This is a genomic window from Polystyrenella longa (assembly GCF_007750395.1).
In the GTDB taxonomy this organism is placed as follows: domain Bacteria; phylum Planctomycetota; class Planctomycetia; order Planctomycetales; family Planctomycetaceae; genus Polystyrenella; species Polystyrenella longa.
In genome coordinates this window covers 1,008,762-1,028,591 of sequence record NZ_CP036281.1, presented here as the reverse complement: position 1 = coordinate 1,028,591, position 19,830 = coordinate 1,008,762, and the positions used below count along the sequence as shown (strand labels likewise).

The following is a 19,830-nucleotide window of genomic DNA, read 5'->3' as shown; positions in this document are numbered from 1 at the left end:
AAACTGTGTTCGGTATGATCCTGAAACAGTGGCTAATCAAAAATTACGCACGACCCGAGATGACCGACTGCATCAGGTTAAACTGAGCCGTCATCAGTTGCACCGCATAGTTCTGCATCATCATATTCTTGGTCATTTTGGCGACTTCGGTCTCGACGCTGCGATTATTGTTGTCATGAAAGGTGACGTTTTCCGGATCCGCCTCAACTGCCTGAAATAGTTCTTCTGTAAATTTGGTCTGGGGCGACGTGCGGATGGCATAATAGTCCGCAGCGGAATTCCCTCCGGTTTCATTCAGCTGTCTCTGTGTTACCGCCTGTTGCAGTGCCTGTTTAAAATCATCGACAGGCAAATCGCGAGGACGATAATCGGGCGTATCTACGTTCGCCAGATTCCCGGCCAGCACTTCGTGACGTCGTTGACCAAACTGCGCAACCTTCTCCAGGAGAGGAATCGTGGTTTGATCGAATAGGGAATGCATCATGGCGAGATATCCTGGTCGCGTAGAAATTCAATTTTCAAAAGAGGTCTATAAATCGGTCTAAAGAGACAATCAGGGTTGGCTCAAGCGGCTCGACGAAGTTCAGAAGAGACTTCAGTCTTAATGTTCGAGCCTGGGCCGCCCCGGGGTGGATAACCATATTCTCTCAGCTTGCCCGACAAGGTTCGCAAACCGATTTGCAACGCCTGAGCTGTCTTTTCTCGATTGCCGCCGAACCGGGTAAATGTCGTCTCGATGAGTTTACGTTCCATCTCTTTAAGCGTTAATCCCGCCTGTTCTGCCGAGTTTGAATCGGTGCCGATCCAGGCTCGCAACAGTTCTGAGGTCAGCATGTGACCCGGATTTAAAGAGCATGCCTTGTATAGAATCGATCGGAGTTCGGCTTCGTTTCCTAACCAGAATTGTGTTTGAATCAGATGCAGAGCGCTGCTATCAAGAGCTTGAATAGGCAACCCTTCTTGTAATGCGATCTCTTCCAATATGTTCTCAGCCAGACAGGTCAGATCTTCCCGTCGCTGCCGCAATGGGGGCACGGAAATCTGGCAGCCACCCAGCAACGCATATAGCTCTGGGATAATCCGTTCGGATTGGAATGCCGTTTCGATAGTTTCGCTTAATGACAGAATCAATCTTGGCAGGGGAGTCGTAGTCATTCCCAGTTGTTCGTCATGTCGTTGAGTTCGTTCGATCAAACGAACAAGAGCCGGCTGCATGGTAAGCGGCATCGCTTCGACCTGATCCAACAGCAGGCTACCACCGGAGGCTAGCTGGATACGGGATTCTGGTGCGTTGGAAAAAAGTTCGGTTTCCATTTGCTCCAGCGTATGGTGCCCGACATGAAAGACCTGAAAACGATTGACTCCGCGAGAACTAAGCGAGTGAACGCAACGCGCCATCCGTACAAAGTCGGTCCCCTGCTCTCCTACCAGACAGAAAGGAAGTTCTTGTTTAGCCTGGACCTCCAGGGAAGACTGCAACTGCTGCATCGCCGGGCTGATACATACCAGTGGGGCAAAACATTGTGTAACGAGTTGCTGTTGCAGCTTTCGGTTTTCCGACGACAGGCGATGACGTTCGGTTGCTGCAAACAGAACTGAACGAAGTCGATCAACCGGAGTGTTTGATTCCAGAATATCATACCGTGCAGCGGGAATCGTCATCCGACTGACCGATTCCGATTCGGGTATCATGCAGACTAGCTGCGTATGGAGCTGCTGTTCCTGAATGAAGGAATAGAACTCAACAATAGCCCGATTGCCATCGACCGCTTCCACCAGGCAGACGGCGACATCGCTTTCCAACAGGCTTTCCTTCACTGCTGCAAAGCTTTCGGCCTGCTGAAGTAAAAACCCAGCCCGCTGCAATTGCTCGCAACGACGGTGACGAGTTGTCCCTTCGGTCGCATAAATCAGGACCTGGGGGGCGATTGAATTGTTCGTGCTGAATGAATGCGAATGCATAATTCCAACTCCGCAAAATCGATGTTAATTCGATAAGTTATCTGATTCTGATGACGGCTTGATCTGTTTGAACGACAATAATTAACGCCCGACATTCAAATAGCGGTGCGTCTTCTCATCTGTCTGGTCGCTGTAGGCGTCATTCGCCTGCATACTTTGAGAGACCAGATGTAGCTGTTGCTGAGTTTCATCCCGGTTTTTCTGCAACTGGCTGGTTCCCTGTTGTTCAAGTTGAACGAGAGAGGCCATGACCGTTTCGGTATCCGATAGCAATTGCTCACACTGCTCTCGACTGTTCGCGTCAAATGTTTCGCGATCCGACTGCCAGTGTTCCCAGAGTTCGGGGTGTTGCCTTTTTTCATCTTCCATCAACTTCAGTACACGCTGTTTCCGGCCGATGATCGATAATAAATCGTCAAGTCGATTCTCAACAATCGCCTGATTCTGCTCTTCAGAGAGAGCCAGAAGAATGCGGCAATGTTCGTATCTGTGTTTAAAAAAGGAGTGATAGTTCATCGATTTTCGTGTCGACATGTTACGCATCCTCTCTCATTGAAAAAGGTGCTATCATTACCCCAGCCTCAAATAAACAAGTTTGTTTGGTAATAAGACGTTTCATTGCAGGTCACCTTCTTCAGTCGAGTCTGCCTGAGACAGGCCATACGCATTTCTGGTCCAGTCCAACCAGTAGCCCCACTCATCCTGGCTCAGGTTCGTTTTGTTCTTCGCGAAGATCGTTCCATCCTGCAGAAATTTTTCATAGGTAAATCGGGCCGTGGCGATGAATGCATTGGCGTCCAGATCCTGTCCCTTTTGTTTGAAACAGTTGGCGATTTGAATGTAGGAAAGAATGACCATCTCATCATCGGGATATTCAGTTACCGCCGCGAAGTAGGCATCTTTCGCCGCGTCAATATCGCCAAGGGCATACAGAATGTGTGCGATTTCAAAATAACTGTTTCGAAGAATTCGCTGACCGAGTTCATCCAGACGATCGGCATTTTTGAGTTTCAACAGTTTGTCACGCAGGATTTCAAACTGCCCCATCGCTTCCAGATTAAATTCGTTAACCTGCAGACGGAGACCTTCTCGTGCCGTATCGGTTTCGGCAATTTCGAATTCGGCAGCGGGCTTTTCGGCACTGCGCCGATAGGCGTGCGCTAACAGGTACCGGGCTTCGAACTGGTTTTCACCATCCGGGAGGCGAACCAGTAGCTCGTCTAGGCGATCAATGGCGAGAGACCAGTAATCGAACGCCTCATTAAGTCGATCCGATTCGTTCGCCGAATCATTCTCTTTGGATTCTTTACCGCTGATCATGTTCTGGTTGTAGATCATCGATCCTTTCAGGAAATACAGTCTCCCCAATCCGAAAAGAGTGCGACGCCATTCCAACGCATCGGGGGTCAGCTTTTCTGATGTATAGACCTTTACCCAGGCCTCTTCTGCCTTAGCCAGGTTGTCCGAATTTTTTTCATCAAGATAGCTTTTTTCAAAGTAACATTGTCCGAGCAGATGCTGTGCCTCGAAAGCGAAGACATCCGTTGGATATTCTAGTATTACTCGTTTGAACGCCTCGATCGCGTCGTCTAACAGATCGAGATCCATATAGTTTTCTCCCAATCGCACATAGGCGCGGGCCAAGCCTCTTCCCGGTTTGCACGAGATAAACTGGTGCGTTACACGAATCGATTTCTTGAAGTCGTGTCCACGACGATACTGGTCGGAACTTTCCCAGAGTGCATCGGAATATTCAGAGGCGTTTTTCAAATACTGGGCTTTTTCTTCGGAAGCCGCTCCGGCTTGAACCCAGACGGCGCGCATCTCTGTTTTAAGTTTCTTCCACTGGGAATAGTTCGCAGATTTAAGGCGTTCATCCAGATAGAGAGCGTGTTGTTTATAGGTTTCAGCAACCAACTCTTTAGATCGGGCTTCGCTGAAAAGTCGAGGCAACCATTTCGAAAGAGCAATGGCATCGTCATATTTCTGTTCATCGATCCACCGTCTCCAGCCACGATGGACTTCATCCTGAAATCTTAAGAGACTGAGCCAGATATTCTGAAACTCCTCCACGTCTTCAATGGACTTAAGCGCTTTGCGGTAACGTTGCAGGGCCTGTTCGTCCTTACCCACTTTTTGATGAAGCACAGCCGCCCAAAGGTTGGCAGCAACCCCTTCCGGAGTATTGGAAAATTCATCTGCGGTCCGTTCATAAAAGACAATTGCCCGGTCGAATCGTTCCTGTTGATCGTTTTCATCAATTAACAATTCCCCACTCTCACGATCGCATTCACCAATGAGGAACAGGGCTTTACGAGCATAAGTCCGGTCGAGTCCTTTGGAATGGGCGATTTCTTCGAGTCCTTTTCTCGCCTGTTGGAACAAACCTTCCTCCATCAGATGCTGTGCCTGAATCAACTTTGTGCTCTGCAGGTTTCGTTCTTCGTCAGTTAGTTCTCGATGAATAATGGCATCGACACTAACCCCTGTCAGTTCAGGATGAGAATCAAGCAGATCGCTGATGCGGTTTACCGCAGCGTAAACCTGTGCTCGTAAAATCAAGGCTTCGTAACGTTGTTCATCTGTAAACTTAGTAATGCCCTGATGCGTGAAAACCAGTTTATTATTCGGATCGACTTGATCCAGTTGTTGTGGCGACATTTCCGGGTAAGGTTGTTCTTCGTGGAGTGGCAGAATTCCGGGACCCTGTTGAAGCACCCAGTAAACAGCGTTGGAATAACGAGCCGCTTTCAGCAGGGTCATTTCGTCTTTTTCCAACCACCACATGTTTTGAAGCCGCAAAGAAGCATCTAGTAATTGCCGGGCAGACAGAGGCTCAATTTCGATGTCATCTTTCGATTTTCCCGGTCGATGAGCTTTAATGGCCTCTTTGAAATCAAAAATTTGTTCCAGTTGATTGATCGCTTCATCGGTATTGCCCAGTTTTTGCAAACAGACACCATAAGCGTATTTCAATCTGTGTTTGTATTGGGGATCTTCTCCCTGATCTGCCTCTCGGAGGTGCCAGGCCGCTTTACGCAACATCGGTTTTTGAGTGCTAGGGTCCCCTTCCATTGCCATCGCATCACCAAAGTAGATGATGCCGTAGAGATAGTCGAACGAAACAATCAGTTCCTGACCTGGGTAAGCAACCGCTTCTGCCCAACGCGTGGCTTGCAACGCCTGACGTCGTAGTTCTGCCGAATCCAGATTGACCAGATTGGCATCCATTTGGCTGCGGGGGACAAGTCTCTTCAGCGCGACCTTGAGGTATTCGTCGGGATGAAACTCCTCGTGGTCGTTCCACAACCAGAAATTGATCCCACCTAGAATCAGCAATAGTATGCCGAACCCAGCTTGAACCTTAGTATCTGAGAGGAGAGCTTTCATATTCCCGTCCTGCACGCACGCAGGCTATTTATTCGTTGTACCGATCACGCTGCTTTCCAGACGCAAAATGAGCGCATGAAAAGGACCTGACGATAGAACGTCCCGGCTCAAATGACTTCGTTCCACCCTTACGGTGAATGACGAAAACTTGAGCCTATTTTGGTTTTGGGGTAGAGAAAGAGAGAAAGAGACGCGGGTCTTATCCGGATTTCAAAAACGTGTCAACACGAGACCGCGCCCGAAGCCCTCCTGTTCTACCCAGTCTTCCGACTCCAACAGAACATGGCGTGGTGAGCTTCCGTCGACCTTGTAATCAGCCGCCGGGAGTCAGGGAGAGCAGGCTTCCAAAGCGTTCTTCGACTTGCCGATGGAGCGATTGATACTCCGGGTCGTGTAACCGGCCACTCTCAACCAGTTTAAAGGCGGCTCCTCTGGCTTCTTCGAGGACTTTGACATCGCGGACCAGGTGAGCAACCCGAAGTGGCATCGCTCCGTGCTGCCGCGTGCCGAGAACATCCCCCGGACCTCGCAATTCAAAATCGGCCTCGGCAACCTGAAAGCCATCATTCGTCTGTTCCAAAGTAGCTAGGCGTTGGCTGGCCTCTTCGGAATCGGCTTCTGAATAGAGGAAACAGTACCCTTGGTATTTGCCTCGACCGATGCGGCCCCGTAATTGATGGAGCTGAGACAGCCCGAATCTCTCGGCCTGCATAATGGCCATCAATGTCGCGTTGGGAACATCGACACCGACTTCAATAACCGTTGTGGAGACAAGCACATCCGTTTCTTGATTGCGAAACCGTTCCATCGTCGCCTGTTTCCGCTCTCGATCCATCTGCCCATGCAGCAATTCGACTCGGAAGTCTTTCAATTCGTTATGAGACAGATGTTTAAAGACGGTTTCGGCGCTGACAGGGATCTCCAGCGGATCGGCCACTTCCTGTTCACTCACTTCAATTCGGGGGCAGACTACGTAAGCCTGTCTGCCCGTTTGCAGTTGTTTGGTTATGAACTGCCAGGCTTTCTTTCGGGCTCCGACTCCCATAATTCGGCTGGTGACAACGGCCTGGCGACCGGGAGGTTTATCATTTATTAATGTTAGATCGAGATCACCGAACATCGTCATACACAAACTACGGGGAATTGGTGTCGCCGTCATGACGAGAACATGGGGAGAATCTTGGGAGCTGGTGAAGACCGCCCGCTGCTCGACTCCGAACTTATGCTGTTCATCAATCACCGCCACTCCCAGTTTGTGAAACAAGACATCTTGCTGGATGACTGCCTGAGTTCCCACGATAAGATTAACGGCCCCCTCTTTGATACGTGTTAACGCCTCTCGTCGCTGCGCGGTTGTCAGGGCGCTCGTCAGTAGTTGGATATTAACCTGACTGTCGAACAACAAACTGCTTAGTGTCTGCCAATGCTGATTTGCCAGAACCTCCGTAGGTGCCATTAATACGGCCTGATGTCCAGCCGCTACCGCTACGAGCATCGCGTAGATTGCAATGACCGTTTTACCGGCACCGACATCCGCCTGCAACAATCGATGCATTGGGATATCACGTTGTAGATCGGCGACGACATCGGTAATCGCCTCGTTCTGTCCCGGAGTAAATTGAAACGGAAAACGACGCCGGATACGAGAATCAATTTTGGCCGACATAGGCAACACAGGTGCCTGGCCCTGTTTCTGCCAACGCTGTTTGCGCAGAGCGAGACCGACTTCGAACTCCAAAAGATCTTCAAAGATCAATCGGCGACGAGCAGCATTGTATTCGTCCATCGTGTTGGGAAGATGCACTTGGCGAATCGCCTCTTGCAGCGTGCTCAACTCGAAATGAGTCCGGAACGATTCCGGCAATCGTTCCGGTAGAAGATCGGAATACTCTTCGACGGCGGTCCGCATGAGACGAAGCATGGTGTGCATCTTCAGTCCCTCGGTTAGTCCATACTTGGGCAGAATGCCACCGTGTGCCGATTGTTCGTCCTCTTCCAGAAATTGCATTCTGGGGTGGGACATCTCCCAACGACCGCTACGCCGTTTGGGTTTTCCTGAGAACAGGTAAGTTCCACCCGGAACAAGCTTATTTCGAACCCAGGCTTGATTGAACCAGCTGGCTTGCAGATACGCGCCATCGCAATCGAGTAGGCAAGTCGTTAGTACCCGCCCCCGATTCAACATCCGACCATCAATATCGACAACCTGACCGCGGACAGTTTGTAGTTCGTCCGCCTGCAAATCTTCAACCCGGCTGACGTGAGTCAGATCCAACACGTCGCGCGGCAGATTCCATAACATGTCCTCCACACTTTCCAACCCCATCCGAGCCAGAAGAGCGGCCATCTCCGGTCCAATCCCGGAAATAAATTGAGCAGATTGTTGCAACGTGCGGTCGGTCATGGACAAGTGGTCGAAAATAATACGGACAAGGAGGATTAAGGCAGAAGAAAATCGTCAGTCTTGGGGCGGTCATCAGTATCATGTGAATAATGATGTATACTCATCTTGAGCAGCCCCATCATACTGCCCCTGCCAAAAGAGTTCACCTTCACCGCAAGTTCCGTTTAAAATTGTCGCTTGCTGGGCCTGTTTCTGAATACAGCCTCCGGATTTCCGATCTGAAGCAGGGAACGGAACTTGAGATTTCCTGTAGTTTGGCTAAGATGTGGTCAACTTTGGGGCGTGTAACTCAGGGGCTAGAGTGCCATCTTCACACGGTGGAAGTCGCAGGTTCAAATCCTGCCACGCCCATTATTTAAGGTAATCCTGAAATCGGCTGTCGGCCCGCTTCTGTCTTCCTTATCGGATGCAGGTCGCTACCATCAGTTTTCAGAATCAATTCCAGCATAATGATGCCATTCTAGTTCCAGCAGCAGTACTAAGTTTAACTGCCCCTGGAACTTTTTTGTTAGGGAGAGAGCAACCCGGTTCGCTCTCATTACTTCGCACGAGAATTGCCTTCCACGAGAAATGAGCCCTCGTCCCTGATGACTTCCGCGACATCCTCTCGTAATCTCGCACCGCTGGGCATTGCACTCGGTTTTCTTTCGGCGATTTGCTATTCCATCGCCAATTCAATGCTGAACAACCTGGCGGACACCAGCGACTTCGACTGGGCAGTCTGGGTCACCTGTATTAAAGCCGTTCCCGCCACGATCCTCAGTTGGGTGGTTCTCGCTCATCGCCGATTTAAAGGGCTGAGCGCGCTTCCGCCGAAAGAACTGTTCTGGCCAATGATTGGTTTCGGATTGATCATGCAATTTGGTGGAAATGTATGCTTCCAGTATTCCCTCAGCTACGGTGGTTTGGCCCTGTCTGTGCCCCTCTGTTTTGCCAGCATCATATTAAGTAGTGCCTGGTTAAGTTGGTTCTGGCTGAAAGAAACGCTCCAGATGCGGACCGTCGTTTCCATCGTGCTGCTGCTGACTGCTGTGGTCCTCTTGGGTATGGCGACACAAGAAGCGACGGCGGCGAACACTTACCTTGATCAATCGAGTATCTGGACAACGATCATCGCAATTGGAGCAGCGACGGTTGCGGGAATTTCTTATGGAACCAGTGGCGTCGCCATCCGACACTGTTTAAAAAAGCAGGTTTCTCTCGCGGGAACCCTCGTCTGGTTAAGCACAGTGGGTGTCGTTGCTCTTGGTATTTACTGCGTGCTGCGAATGGAAACAGCGGAGATGTTGGCCGCTACCCCTTCCGAATGGCGGATGATGGCATACGCTGGCATTTTTAACGCAATTGCCTTCTTTGCGATCGGTGCTGCGATGAAATACATCACCGTCGTTCAAGCGAATCTGGTGAATACGTCACAGATTGCCATGTGTGGGATGATCGCCGTTTTCCTGTTCGGGGAACCGATGACATTCTGGCTTTGCTGCGGCACGCTCCTCACCATGATAGCATTGTTCATATTGCGACCTCCAAGACCGAAAAACCAGAAGGGGGAAGCACTGAAGCAATCAGAAGAGTCGCCGAATCTAATTCCCGAACCGGAAACAGGATCTCCTTTACCTCTGGGAGGAGTCGCCCAGCTTACTCCGGGAACCACACAAGACCACGAGCAACCTTACTCGAGTTCTTCCGAACCGAGTTGATCGACCTGATAGATAAAACACGCGTAGTTGAGCAGCCCCAGGAGGAGTTCCCCCCATGAATCAGCCCGCCGATGATACCGGAATCAACAATGCAGGGTCTTCCGATATACCGGAACTCCCCTATCCGGACGTCCCCGATATATGGAAGGCACTCAACGCGAAACCGGAGATCGACCCAACCGCCTGGATCGCCTCCAACGCAACGGTTCTCGGTCGAGTCAAACTGGGTCGCCGGTCCTCTGTTTTCTACGGTGCTATCCTGCGAGGGGATGGCGAATCGATTACCGTCGGTGACGAGACAAATATTCAGGACCTTTCCGTCTTACACACCGATCGTGGTTATCCTTGCGAAATTGGAAACCGGGTAACGATTGGTCATCGCGCCATCGTGCATGCCTGTCATATTGAAGATGAAGCGATGATCGGCATGGGCGCCACCCTGTTAACGGGTTGTAAGATTGGAAAAGGAGCGTTAATTGCCGCAGGGGCCGTCGTGCGGGAAGGAACTGTCGTTCCACCTCACACACTCTGGGCGGGCGTGCCCGCGCGGGAGATCAGTTCACTGACCGCGGAACAGCAAGGCCGCCTCTCCCATGCTTATCAACATTATGTCAACTGTGGTGTACTGTACAAAGCCTTCGAAAACGACCCGAAAAGCTGATTCAAAACTTCGCCGAACGTGAAAATCTATCAGCACGTCACCTCTTTCCGACTCGGTTGATAGTTGAGGTAACGAAGCGTTGGTGTTATGTTAGAAGCTCTCGAAGCAACATTCATTCAACCGCTTCTTGCGTTTCACGCACTCACATTCGAAGTATTTTCTCTACCTGCTATCACTCACACTCCGTAGTTACTCCCCTCCGTTTCGCCAACGATCATACAGAGGTTCTTTTTTATTATGACAGAAGCAGCATTGGTCCCCCCCGCCACCAATACGGGCCGTATCGTCTCCATGGACCAGTTCCGGGGCTATACCGTTCTGGGGATGTTCATCGTCAACTACCTGGGACATTTCGACAATGTCTACACAACGTTGCTGCACAACGATTATTTCTTCAGTTACGCCGACACCATCATGCCGGCATTTATTTTTGCAGTCGGATTTTCTTTTCGGCTCACCATCCTGAAACGCCTGCCGCAACTGGGCAAAACGAAAACGTATCTCAGTTACGTTCGACGATCTCTGGCGCTCATCCTGGTTTCAGTCGCGATCTTCGGAATCGGACACGACTGGGGAAGTTACAGCGATTTCTATGTTGATCCGGACATCGAAATGAATGAAAGAGAGTTGGAAGGTTTTCTTAGAACCCCCGAGGATCAGTTAAACGAAGAAGCAGTCCGCAACGAAATTCGCAAGCAGGTGGCCGCCAAAGAAATGGCTTTGGTTTCGACCGATGAACCACTGGCAGGGTCAGAAGAACAAGCTCTTAATGCGAGAATCCAAAGGGGGGTCGATCAAAATTACGAGCTGTTCCTGACCAACCACGAGTATTATCAGGAATACATGAAACACGAGCAGGCACAAAACGCCAAGAAAGGTGCAGCCGCTTATGAATTGGTTGAAGAGGGTTTATATACTGAAAATGAACTTTCTCGCGATCGTGATTATCAACGATACACTTATTATAAATCGCTGGAAGCAGAAAAAGCGGAACTGGAACAAAAACTATTTTCTGGCGAAATCCAGGAAGCCGACCTGAGTGTGCAGGAACAGGAACTGATCGATTCTGATATTTGGAATCCTGAATATACAGGGGCACCCTATTTCTGGTCTCACATGGGCAAAACATTTGCGTTAGTTTTAAAGTCAGACCTGTGGGAAACGCTCGCCGTAATTGGCGTGACACAACTCGTCGTGCTTCCTTTCATTCATCTTCCCTTCTGGAGTCGGTTCGGAGTGATGGTCCTGTTCGGTCTCGGGCATATGTTCATCACCTATATATTCAACTGGCAGTTTTTCTTCGGATACACCGAAGGTGCTATTTATATCAACCCTGAACACGGCTTGAACAACTGGATGGGCCAACTGTGGGGCACAGGAAATAACCGTGGCTGGGATGGTGGCTGCTTCGGCGTCTTTGCTTGGGCTGTCGCGATGTTTGCTGGCTCGCTCAGTTTCGACATTATGAACGGTGAAAAGGCTGAAAAGAATGTGGTCAACCTACTGGGCTGGGGAGCCGGATTCATGGTAATCGCATACCTCCTGTCTGGTCTCGCCAACTTCTATGATTCTCCTCGCGTTATCGAACAGGAAAATAAACAGATTCTTGCAGATAACGGTTACTACGAAGACGATGCTGATCGGGAAATGTCAGTCGAAGAATTCATCAGCAGCAAGAACGATGAGGTACAGGAAGAGATTCGAGCGTTGTTGATTGAGCCTGCCGAAGCCTCACAGGTCCGAAGTAACCGAGCGTATAACCAACCTGCCTCACCGGTGATTCCTCCTCTGTCTCAACTGGGCAATCGCTCTTGGAGTTCGTATATCCCCAATACGCCCTTCACCCAGGAAGAAGACTATCTGATTGGCGGAGCGGAAACGCAGATGGCAAACTACTGGTTGCTCTGGAAACGAGTGGTCACCCTGCCCTTCATCATGTTCGCGACCGGTTTTGCCTTCGTCGTACTCGCACTCTTTGTCGTGCTGTGCGACATTGGTGGAGTTGTGGTGCCGGTCTTCCGTACCTTCGGCATGAACCCACTAGCCGCCTACGCCATCCACGAAGTAATCATGCATGCATTTCTCCCGGAAATCCTGCCCGATGATGCAGGCCCCTGGTTCATTTTCTGGAGTATGATGCTGTTCCTCGTCATTGTCTGGGCCATGGTCCGCAGCCTGGAGAAACAGAATATTTACGTGAGAATGTAAGCCTTCTACATCTCCGATGAATGCTAAACTCTAAACGGCTGGTCTGGAAACGGGCCAGCCGTTTTTTTGCAGGATTCGTTGGAGTGATCGATTGCTTTACTGCGACTCATTTAATGGGAACAGACAAGCTCATCCCGCCACCGTTCCACATCCATCCGTTTCTCTTTCTGGTCGAAAGCAGCGAAACTAAGAATCATCCCCCGAACTTTTTCCGAACCAGCCCCTAATGCGAAAAAGAAGCCTTCAATATGAATAGTCATTCTGTTCAACACTCCCTTCTTCTCAAGATCGCCATGATTGCAGTTCGAGTTGCGTTGGCGTTCTCTTTTCTCTCAGCAGTCGCAGACCGCTTTGGCCTCTGGGGTGAACCGGGTACGGGAGAAGTTGCCTGGGGAAACTTCACTGCCTTCACCGACTACACGGCGATGCTGCTCTGGTTTCTCCCGCAGGGGCTGGTCCCGCTGTTTGCCTGGATGGCAACCGTGATAGAAATAGTTCTGGCGATTGGTTTACTGGTGGGCTACCAGCTTCGAATTTTCGCCTATGGGAGTAGTCTGATGCTGCTCACATTCGCCTTATCGATGTCCGTGGCAACAGGTGCCGAAGGCCCTTTCACTTATTCAGTTTGGACCGCCTCGGCCGCGGCATTCCTGCTGGGCACTCTGTCGGTACCGACGGGAAGAGGTTCTGACTTCAACTGAGGATTCCAATCGCGATTTAGATCTTGTCCAGGATAAGTGTGGCGGCTATCGGTCCCAAAAAGCCCTTACACACAGCAGGCTACGCCGACTGAACACGCTACAGATATCTGGAATGCGATATAGAGTGAGTGCTAAGGAACAGGACGTTCATCGACTTCGTCTGAATTCGCTGACTCTTCAACTTGAAAGAAGGCCTTCGGGTACTCCGGGTTCAAGGTCGTGACGTCATAACTATAATTGACCTCTCGGCGACCCTGCTTTTCATATCTTATCGATTCCGCCGTTTCAGGAAACCAGACTCCCTCTTCCGGCTCTGACCAGGTGAGTACTTGATAGTAATTCTTCTTAGTAGGATCTACTTTCGAATCCAGCTCCCATCTCATCGGGATATAGTTTTTATTGATGGCCAGATAGATGCGATCTTTTTGAATCACCCGATTAGACGCTGCACGCTTCAAGTAGAAATCAAAATGAACGACAATCACTGGTTCGCCAGCGAGTTCCGTATATTCCACAAATGAGGTCATAAAACGGGCACTCGCTGGATAGGGTTTTTCTGATTTTGCCTGAATCATTTTAGTGGCGTGTTCGCCCCCCTGAAACAAGTCGGACAAGGGAACGTTTCTGTCAGGACGCTCTCCTAAACAGACTTGATAGGGGTTCGGAATCATTTTAACCATCGGATCCTCAGGAGTAACCGCCACGGAAGTCGTCGACTCGCCGTCGAAAGTTTCGATCTGAAGTTTGTGTTGTGTTTGGTTGCGTATATTTTCCTGGCCCCCATCGAACGATTCTGTGAAGAAAGAAACGACCTCTTCGTCAAACTCAGTTCGGATCATCTCTCCCTGGATAACTTTGCGAAGCTGCTGATGGATATGTTGAACAAGTTGCCGCTGCTCCATCCCATCCGAGCGATTACCGGTATTTCTCATCACGGCCTGATCGCCAGTGAAATGCATCGTCACATCAAAGTTGCGGTACAACGGCTCCTTCTCTTTCAGCTTTTCAATCAATTCCAGGACTTCAGGCCCGAGCTCTTCAGATTCGATTTCTTCGACCTTGACCGGCACTTCTCCTGCGACTTCGGGATCGTCCAGAGGGTCGTCGAAGTTGATTACGGCTGCTGCTCCTCCTAATATAAGAGCCGAAAACACCAACCACGCAAGTATTTTATATGTCGATCCCATCGTCATGTACGTCGCCCCTTTGACTACAGTTCCACCGGAACTATTCATGGAAGTCACCAAGGAAGAGGAGCCCGTTGACGAAGCTACTCCGCTACTCATTGCCTGTTGTGCTAAAGCTGCCGAGACGGTTACTCCTGCCGACACCTGAGAAGAATTCCAGGCCGAGAGGACCCAGGCGAGAACAATCCCCCGTTGCAGCAATCGTTTTCTCAATAGATCTCGTCCAGAGGCCAGACTCGCTTTGATCGAACTGACGGTGACGTTTAACTCGAACGCCGCTTCCTGTCGAGATTTCCCTTCCAGATAACAGAGAATTAACGGGCTGCGAAACTTTTCTGGTATCTGATCCATCTCTTCATGGAGTGCGATTAATTCCTCCCGCTTTTCAGGAACAGGGACAATCGCGTTAGTTTCAACAGGTTGATCTCTTAATGGCTCGGTCCGCATGCGTTTGCGTTTCCTGAGAATGTTGAACGACTCCCGCTGTGCCACCCGGTAGAGCCAGGAAGAGACATATTGCGGTTCCTTAATCTTGCTCGCATCTTTGACGAAAGTAATCACTATGTTCTGAAACGCATCTTCCGCATCGTTTTGATCATGCAGAATCTGTGCGCATACGGACATTAATAGCGTCGAATGCTTCTCGACTAACGTCTGTAAAGCGACCTGATCCTGCTGCTCTCGGATCGAATGGAGCAGTTCGGCGTCGGTTATCAATTGAGGAGTTGACTCTGAGGAACTCATCGGGCACCTGAAACAGGAATATTTCGTTTAATAAAGGTGAGTCGCTTCCAGCCGGTAAAGTGGCTGTGACTTTTTGCGGCGATTCCTGAATTTTACTCGAATTATCTTCGCAACGGGGAAATGCTTCGGTAAATAGCCGCCGGCGCAAAAAGAAACGCACTTTATTTCCAAAGGAAACAAAGTGCGTTTTGCAGCTGTATTTGAGAGCAGTCAATTCAGAAGTGCTTACAGTTCATGCTCTGTCGACTGGGCTCCCTGGGTAGGGATTTTGTCGACAACCTGAGTTGCCTGACCCATCATTTGCATCAGACGGATGACCCAGAAGGAAATGTCAATTTCCCACCAGCGGTGACCGGCGCGAGCCAGACGGGGATGGGCATGGTGATTGTTGTGCCAGCCTTCACCGTAAGTCAGCAGGGCAACCCACCAGTTGTTTTTGGAAGTGTCGGTTGTCTTGTAGGAGATGTATCCCCACAAGTGTGTCGCCGAGTTCACGCACCAAGTGCTATGGTACGAAACCACAATTCGGAAGCAGAGGCCCCACAGCATGAAGGCGAGTCCCTGAGTCACGCCACCATAAACATAACCCGCGGCGAAGAAGGCCGGAGCGGTCAACAACAGGATAGGACCGTATGTTTTTTCCAGAAACCGCATGATCGGTTTTTTGAGCAAATCTGGAATGTATTTTTTGTAGAGCGCCTCAATTGCCTCAGGAGGCTGAGACATGAACAACCAAGTCAAGTGAGACCACCATTTACCATCCTGTGGTGAATGTGGGTCCCCTTCTTTGTCGGAACGCTGGTGGTGCAGGCGATGGGTGGCGGCCCACTTCAAAGGTGATCCCTGTCCGGCAAGTACGGCACAGGTCAGCATGAAAGCTTCGGCCGGCTTTTTCAATTGGAAAGAGCGGTGTGACAGGTAACGGTGAAAACCGATACAGATTCCACAACTGGAGCAAAGGAAGTGCATCACCAGAGCAACCACTCCCGCTTCCCAGGTGAAGAAGAAGGGAGCTGCCAGAAATCCGATGTGCATTGCTGACATCCACATAAAGACAGCCCAGTCAACGTTGGCCCAACTCAGATGCGTGGGAAGAAATGAATCCCAAATGGGTAAGGCTTCGCCACTACCGCCAGCCATGGCAACAGCCTGGTTGCCATTCACCGACTCAGTTTCTTCAACCGGAACTCCGGGTTCTACTAATTCAGTAGCCATGAATTCGCCATTTCCTACATTACGATTTCAAACTCAAAGTCGGTCGTGGTCAGCACCAGTTCTGTTTCTGACCACAGCTTCTATCAACTGCCTCTATCAACAGTGAGGCGAGTCGGAAAAATCCCAGACCGGACAAAGGGGGAGAATTTGAAATCAAACGGGTTTAGAATGATCAATGGGAGCAACGGTTACAATCAGAATGCTGCTCCTCCAATTTCGAGGGAATTCTAGCGAAAAAGCAGGAGCGCGTCTGTCATGCCGTGGTCAAAGTTTTGTCAAAACAATGTCACAGACGTATCCACTTCAACAGCAATGACTTATGTCATTTCGGTGTTTTAAAAAACTGATATCCAGTCCCGCGAACGGAGACAATATGTTGCGGGTTTGCGGGATTTTCTTCGATCATTTTTCGGAGACGTAAAACGAAGTTGTCGATCGTCCGCGTGCTGATCTCGGCATTTTGATTCCAAACGTCTTCTAATATCTGAGTTCGGGAGAGAACTCGATCCTCGTTCTGGATGAAATACTTCAACAGCTGGATCTCCATCGTCGTCAGACTTTCGACTTCTCCCTCATGATGGATCTGAAACTTGGAGAAATCGATGATCGATTTTCCCAACTCATATTGGTCCGGTAGCAATTTAACAGTTTCCGAACGTCCATGTGGTTTGAGGCCGGGGTCGCTCTTCGGACGTCTTCCCACCAGGTTCCGCACGCGGCTCAGCAGTTCGGGGAGCGCGAACGGTTTAGTCATGTACTGATCAGCACCCAGGTCGAAAGCCTGTGTTTTATCTTCACTCAGTGTCCGGGCAGACAGAACCAGCACAGGGACCTGAGGGTCGAGCTCACGGATTTCCTTACAGACGTCGTAGCCACTCATGCCGGGCAACATGAGATCCAGAAGAATGACATCAATACTGTTCTGAGGATCTCGCAGAATATCCAGAGCGGTTTGACCGTCGCCCGCAACGAAGGGAGTATAACCTTCCTGCTCAAAGTTAAATTTGAGTCCTTCGGCGATCACACTTTCGTCTTCGACAATGAGTATATTCATCAGCCCGCTCTTCCCGGTAAATCGACTTCAAAGACTGATCCGCCTGTCGGCAAGTGATGATGGACCGTCACCCGTCCTTTGAGCAGGTTGACCAACGTTTTTACGATGTACAATCCGAGACCGGTTCCCTTCTGCTTGCGTGTCAGTTCGTCCCCCCCTCGAAAGAAGATCCGAAAAATCTTCGCACGCAGTTCGTGCGGAACTCCAGGTCCGTTGTCGATCACTCGCGTCACGATCCGCCCTCGGGGACGAATGAGAATTTCGACTTTGACGCGCGGTGGATCTCCACCGTACTTAATGGCGTTATCCAGCAGGTTGCCGAAGATCATTTCCAGAATCAACCGTCTCGTATTCAGGACTACTGACGGACCTTCGAAGCTGAAGACTTCTTCCAGATTCTGTTTATGATGCGCGGCGGCGATACCGGCGGATTTTTGGAGGAAGGGCAATAGTTCGATCTCCTCCGGTTCGTAATGTTGACCGATGGCGTCGAGTCCGGCGACTTCGAGCAATTGGTTGATCAGATGGTCTAGACGCTCCAGCTCGGAGCCCATCGTCTTGTAGAATTCGTCCCGACGTTCGGGCTCCAATTCTCGCATCTGCAGCGTTTCCAGATAAAGTCGCAGCGAGGCAATCGGCGTTTTTAATTCGTGGGTGACGGAATCGACGAAGTTGGATTGCTGTTTCCGTAACCGGACTTCCTTGATGGTGAGAAACAGATAAAACGAGAGGCCGACGAGAATCAGAGCGAACAGCACCGTCCCCAAAGTGAGTGACGTAATTGCGCTTTCACGGGCCAGAATGACAATCCAGAAAACCATCAACAAGATATTCAGAGAGATCAGAACCACGTTCAGCGTGATCGGCAGATGCAGCGTGCTTCCCTTGCGATATCGCAGGCTGAATGTACTTTTCTTTTTCACTCGGATCCCTTTGAGACGTCTGCTTTCGCGTTCATTAACGAAAGTGACCCGTCAATTTCAAACAGCGATGGTAAAACCTGTCTGGTAGATTACCACTAACAGAGGTAGTCGGATAGTCGCGAGAATGACGCCTCTCAATTCTATCACCTCCACCCCGGTAATGACCAGATAGGACTTGGGCGGGCGGGCGTAGGAAATATATCCAGCCGGCGAACATTTTGAATCAATTCCGAGGGATAATATCAGGCGACCCGTAGATCGCCCTCGTCGGAAGAATCATCGCTCACCACAACTTCCGTTACCGGTATTGCGGTTGAATTGACCAACTCCTGAAGCGCGGCCATTTTTTCCTGGAGCGATTTGAGTTCGGCCTCTTTTTCCTGTAGCTGTAACTGGCATCGGGTGAGCTGTTTTTCGGGTGTCCCCCGCAGTAACCGATCGAGAAGTTCGAAGACCAGCACGGCCCGCCACAACCTCATAATCAGTCCACGCATATTATACAGCTGAACCATCCGTCCCAACTGCGGGATCCGACTGGTCAGTTGCACCAGGCGACCCAGTCGCAAAATCCGCAGGAAACCTAGAACGGGCAATAGAATAATGGCGATATCGAGCCAGTTCGATTTACAGTACTGAAATTTTTTCTCGACGATGTGAAGCATCACAATAAACTCGAATGTGAAGGCGAACCATATGAAGCCTTCCCCACCGCGTAGCAGGTATGAGAGTATGGGGTGCTCCGCGATTTGCCCTTTCCAAGTGTGTTCGACAGCCAGAAGAGGGAGCACCATCAACGCGATGATGATCATCGGAAAGGTCGCTCCTCTAGAGACACGATGACGAAGGCCCGCATTGATTTTGGTCTTGCCGAGGAAAGGGAGCCAGACCGTTTTACCTGTTTGAAAATCGGCAGCCCCAATACGAGCGGGCGGAAAAAGGACTGAATAGAATGCTTTTTTCCAGCGGGGACTTTTGTAGCGGTAGTGCATGATCGCTTCAAATAGAAAGCAGGGCCACAACAGCAGCATTCCCCAGCGACAAACTACGACCAGCGGGTTGCTCCAGAAACCCTCGAAATGCTCGATGGGGGACATCTCTTCCTCCCCCTGCAAGATGTGCAGGTTGGTCCCATGCAGGAAGCCAGCCAGAAAGAGGAGAAAGACAACCCCCAACAGAAACATGGGGACCATCATCCGTTGCTCAAAATCTAATCGTTTGGCTTCCATTTGAATATTCATTCCTTTCTGATGCCGACGGGATGTCTATCCTTTTACCAATGGAAAGAGTCCCCGTCGCCTGCTCTACCATTCCACCGTCGCTTTGGATTGTCTGAATATTTGACAACCGAATCAAGTTCAGTATCCTGAACACCTATCTACACGACCAACCTCCCTCCATGCACGCCCGATTTAACCAACCTATAAACCTATATATCGAATTCTGTTCAGGCCAGGGTTAGACGGACTGTCTACTCGCGGGAATGACATGGTAAGTAAATATCAGTTGATTTTCGGCGTCCTAACGCTGAAAATCAGACCAGTATTCGAACTTCTGATTCAGTTCATTGATAAACATTCAATTCCACTGGACGATGAATTCGAAAACGAAAACAATCACTCAGGGGATCTTCAGAAAATTGGAATTTCTGGTTACCTCACATTTCCCCCAAACATGAACCCTC

At 50.1% G+C, this 19,830-nt stretch carries 15 protein-coding genes and 1 tRNA gene; 5 read left to right on the top strand and 11 right to left on the bottom strand.

The genetic code is table 11. From position 1 onward, the window contains the following. Window positions 1-43: 43 nt before the first annotated feature. The 5 genes from flgB to recG all read right to left on the bottom strand — a co-directional run bounded on the left by flgB (window position 44) and on the right by recG (window position 7,756). Window positions 44-484: a flagellar basal body rod protein FlgB gene (gene flgB, locus Pla110_RS03910; protein WP_144993454.1), complete on the bottom strand. Its 441-nt coding sequence runs from the start codon at window positions 482-484 to the stop codon at window positions 44-46. Between the two features lie 80 nt (window positions 485-564). After that, the gene (locus Pla110_RS03905; RefSeq protein WP_144993452.1) at window positions 565-1,962 is read right to left on the bottom strand and encodes a sigma-54-dependent transcriptional regulator; all 1,398 of its coding nucleotides are present in this window, start codon (window positions 1,960-1,962) and stop codon (window positions 565-567) included. Window positions 1,963-2,043: 81 nt separating this feature from the next. Further along, window positions 2,044-2,496: a hypothetical protein gene (locus tag Pla110_RS03900; protein ID WP_144993450.1), complete on the bottom strand. Its 453-nt coding sequence runs from the start codon at window positions 2,494-2,496 to the stop codon at window positions 2,044-2,046. An 81-nt stretch (window positions 2,497-2,577) separates the two neighbouring features. Beyond that, window positions 2,578-5,352: a tetratricopeptide repeat protein gene (locus tag Pla110_RS03895; RefSeq protein WP_144993448.1), complete on the bottom strand. Its 2,775-nt coding sequence runs from the start codon at window positions 5,350-5,352 to the stop codon at window positions 2,578-2,580. A gap of 313 nt (window positions 5,353-5,665) precedes the next feature. Then, window positions 5,666-7,756 carry an ATP-dependent DNA helicase RecG gene (gene recG / locus Pla110_RS03890; protein WP_144993446.1) on the bottom strand — a complete coding sequence of 697 codons (2,091 nt, stop codon included), beginning with the start codon at window positions 7,754-7,756 and terminating at the stop codon, window positions 5,666-5,668. Between the two features lie 278 nt (window positions 7,757-8,034). Between recG and Pla110_RS03885 the strand changes: the two genes are divergently transcribed. The 4 genes from Pla110_RS03885 to Pla110_RS03870 all read left to right on the top strand — a co-directional run bounded on the left by Pla110_RS03885 (window position 8,035) and on the right by Pla110_RS03870 (window position 12,325). Next, window positions 8,035-8,107: transfer RNA gene (locus tag Pla110_RS03885), tRNA-Val, on the top strand. A gap of 236 nt (window positions 8,108-8,343) precedes the next feature. Next, window positions 8,344-9,456: a DMT family transporter gene (locus Pla110_RS03880; protein WP_144993444.1), complete on the top strand. Its 1,113-nt coding sequence runs from the start codon at window positions 8,344-8,346 to the stop codon at window positions 9,454-9,456. A 55-nt stretch (window positions 9,457-9,511) separates the two neighbouring features. After that, a complete protein-coding gene (locus Pla110_RS03875; RefSeq protein ID WP_144993442.1) occupies window positions 9,512-10,117 on the top strand; it encodes a gamma carbonic anhydrase family protein in 606 nt (201 codons plus the stop codon). 237 nt (window positions 10,118-10,354) lie between these two features. Then, window positions 10,355-12,325, top strand: coding sequence for a hypothetical protein (locus Pla110_RS03870; RefSeq protein WP_144993440.1), 1,971 nt, complete (start codon window positions 10,355-10,357; stop codon window positions 12,323-12,325). Window positions 12,326-12,435: 110 nt separating this feature from the next. Here the strand turns inward: Pla110_RS03870 and Pla110_RS22505 are convergent, their stop codons facing one another. Beyond that, window positions 12,436-12,585 (bottom strand): hypothetical protein, encoded by a 150-nt coding sequence (locus tag Pla110_RS22505; RefSeq protein WP_197440486.1) that lies wholly within the window; start codon window positions 12,583-12,585, stop codon window positions 12,436-12,438. On the opposite strand from Pla110_RS22505, the gene Pla110_RS03865 reads away from it, so the two are divergent. After that, on the top strand, window positions 12,574-13,026 hold the full coding sequence (locus Pla110_RS03865; protein WP_144993438.1) for a DoxX family protein: 453 nt from the start codon (window positions 12,574-12,576) through the stop codon (window positions 13,024-13,026). The genes Pla110_RS22505 and Pla110_RS03865 overlap by 12 nt on opposite strands. A 131-nt stretch (window positions 13,027-13,157) precedes the next feature. On the opposite strand, the gene Pla110_RS03860 is transcribed toward Pla110_RS03865, so the two are convergent. From Pla110_RS03860 to Pla110_RS03840, 5 genes are all read right to left on the bottom strand, one after another. After that, the gene (locus Pla110_RS03860) at window positions 13,158-14,957 is read right to left on the bottom strand and encodes an RNA polymerase sigma factor (protein ID WP_144993436.1); all 1,800 of its coding nucleotides are present in this window, start codon (window positions 14,955-14,957) and stop codon (window positions 13,158-13,160) included. A 225-nt stretch (window positions 14,958-15,182) separates the two neighbouring features. Continuing rightward, a complete protein-coding gene (locus Pla110_RS03855) occupies window positions 15,183-16,172 on the bottom strand; it encodes an acyl-CoA desaturase (protein ID WP_144993434.1) in 990 nt (329 codons plus the stop codon). 322 nt (window positions 16,173-16,494) lie between these two features. Beyond that, window positions 16,495-17,226: a response regulator transcription factor gene (locus tag Pla110_RS03850; RefSeq protein WP_144993432.1), complete on the bottom strand. Its 732-nt coding sequence runs from the start codon at window positions 17,224-17,226 to the stop codon at window positions 16,495-16,497. Beyond that, window positions 17,226-18,149, bottom strand: a complete 924-nt coding sequence (locus Pla110_RS03845; protein WP_231742905.1) for a sensor histidine kinase — start codon at window positions 18,147-18,149, stop codon at window positions 17,226-17,228. The genes Pla110_RS03850 and Pla110_RS03845 overlap by 1 nt, the downstream gene beginning before the upstream one ends. Before the next feature lie 242 nt (window positions 18,150-18,391). Next, window positions 18,392-19,375, bottom strand: coding sequence for an ion transporter (locus Pla110_RS03840; protein ID WP_144993430.1), 984 nt, complete (start codon window positions 19,373-19,375; stop codon window positions 18,392-18,394). Window positions 19,376-19,830: the final 455 nt, after the last annotated feature.

Excerpts from the sequence above, each read along its gene's own strand:
- Pla110_RS03850 (WP_144993432.1), bottom strand. The coding sequence starts at position 17,226 with ATGAATATACTCATTGTCGAAGACGAAAGTGTGATCGCCGAAGGACTC.
- flgB (WP_144993454.1), bottom strand. The coding sequence starts at position 484 with ATGATGCATTCCCTATTCGATCAAACCACGATTCCTCTCCTGGAGAAG.
- Pla110_RS03855 (WP_144993434.1), bottom strand. The coding sequence starts at position 16,172 with ATGGCTACTGAATTAGTAGAACCCGGAGTTCCGGTTGAAGAAACTGAG.
- Pla110_RS22505 (WP_197440486.1), bottom strand. The coding sequence starts at position 12,585 with ATGACTATTCATATTGAAGGCTTCTTTTTCGCATTAGGGGCTGGTTCG.
- Pla110_RS03865 (WP_144993438.1), top strand. The coding sequence starts at position 12,574 with ATGAATAGTCATTCTGTTCAACACTCCCTTCTTCTCAAGATCGCCATG.
- Pla110_RS03870 (WP_144993440.1), top strand. The coding sequence starts at position 10,355 with ATGACAGAAGCAGCATTGGTCCCCCCCGCCACCAATACGGGCCGTATC.
- Pla110_RS03860 (WP_144993436.1), bottom strand. The coding sequence starts at position 14,957 with ATGAGTTCCTCAGAGTCAACTCCTCAATTGATAACCGACGCCGAACTG.
- Pla110_RS03900 (WP_144993450.1), bottom strand. The coding sequence starts at position 2,496 with ATGTCGACACGAAAATCGATGAACTATCACTCCTTTTTTAAACACAGA.
- Pla110_RS03880 (WP_144993444.1), top strand. The coding sequence starts at position 8,344 with ATGACTTCCGCGACATCCTCTCGTAATCTCGCACCGCTGGGCATTGCA.
- recG (WP_144993446.1), bottom strand. The coding sequence starts at position 7,756 with ATGACCGACCGCACGTTGCAACAATCTGCTCAATTTATTTCCGGGATT.
- Pla110_RS03905 (WP_144993452.1), bottom strand. The coding sequence starts at position 1,962 with ATGCATTCGCATTCATTCAGCACGAACAATTCAATCGCCCCCCAGGTC.
- Pla110_RS03840 (WP_144993430.1), bottom strand. The coding sequence starts at position 19,375 with ATGGAAGCCAAACGATTAGATTTTGAGCAACGGATGATGGTCCCCATG.
- Pla110_RS03875 (WP_144993442.1), top strand. The coding sequence starts at position 9,512 with ATGAATCAGCCCGCCGATGATACCGGAATCAACAATGCAGGGTCTTCC.
- Pla110_RS03895 (WP_144993448.1), bottom strand. The coding sequence starts at position 5,352 with ATGAAAGCTCTCCTCTCAGATACTAAGGTTCAAGCTGGGTTCGGCATA.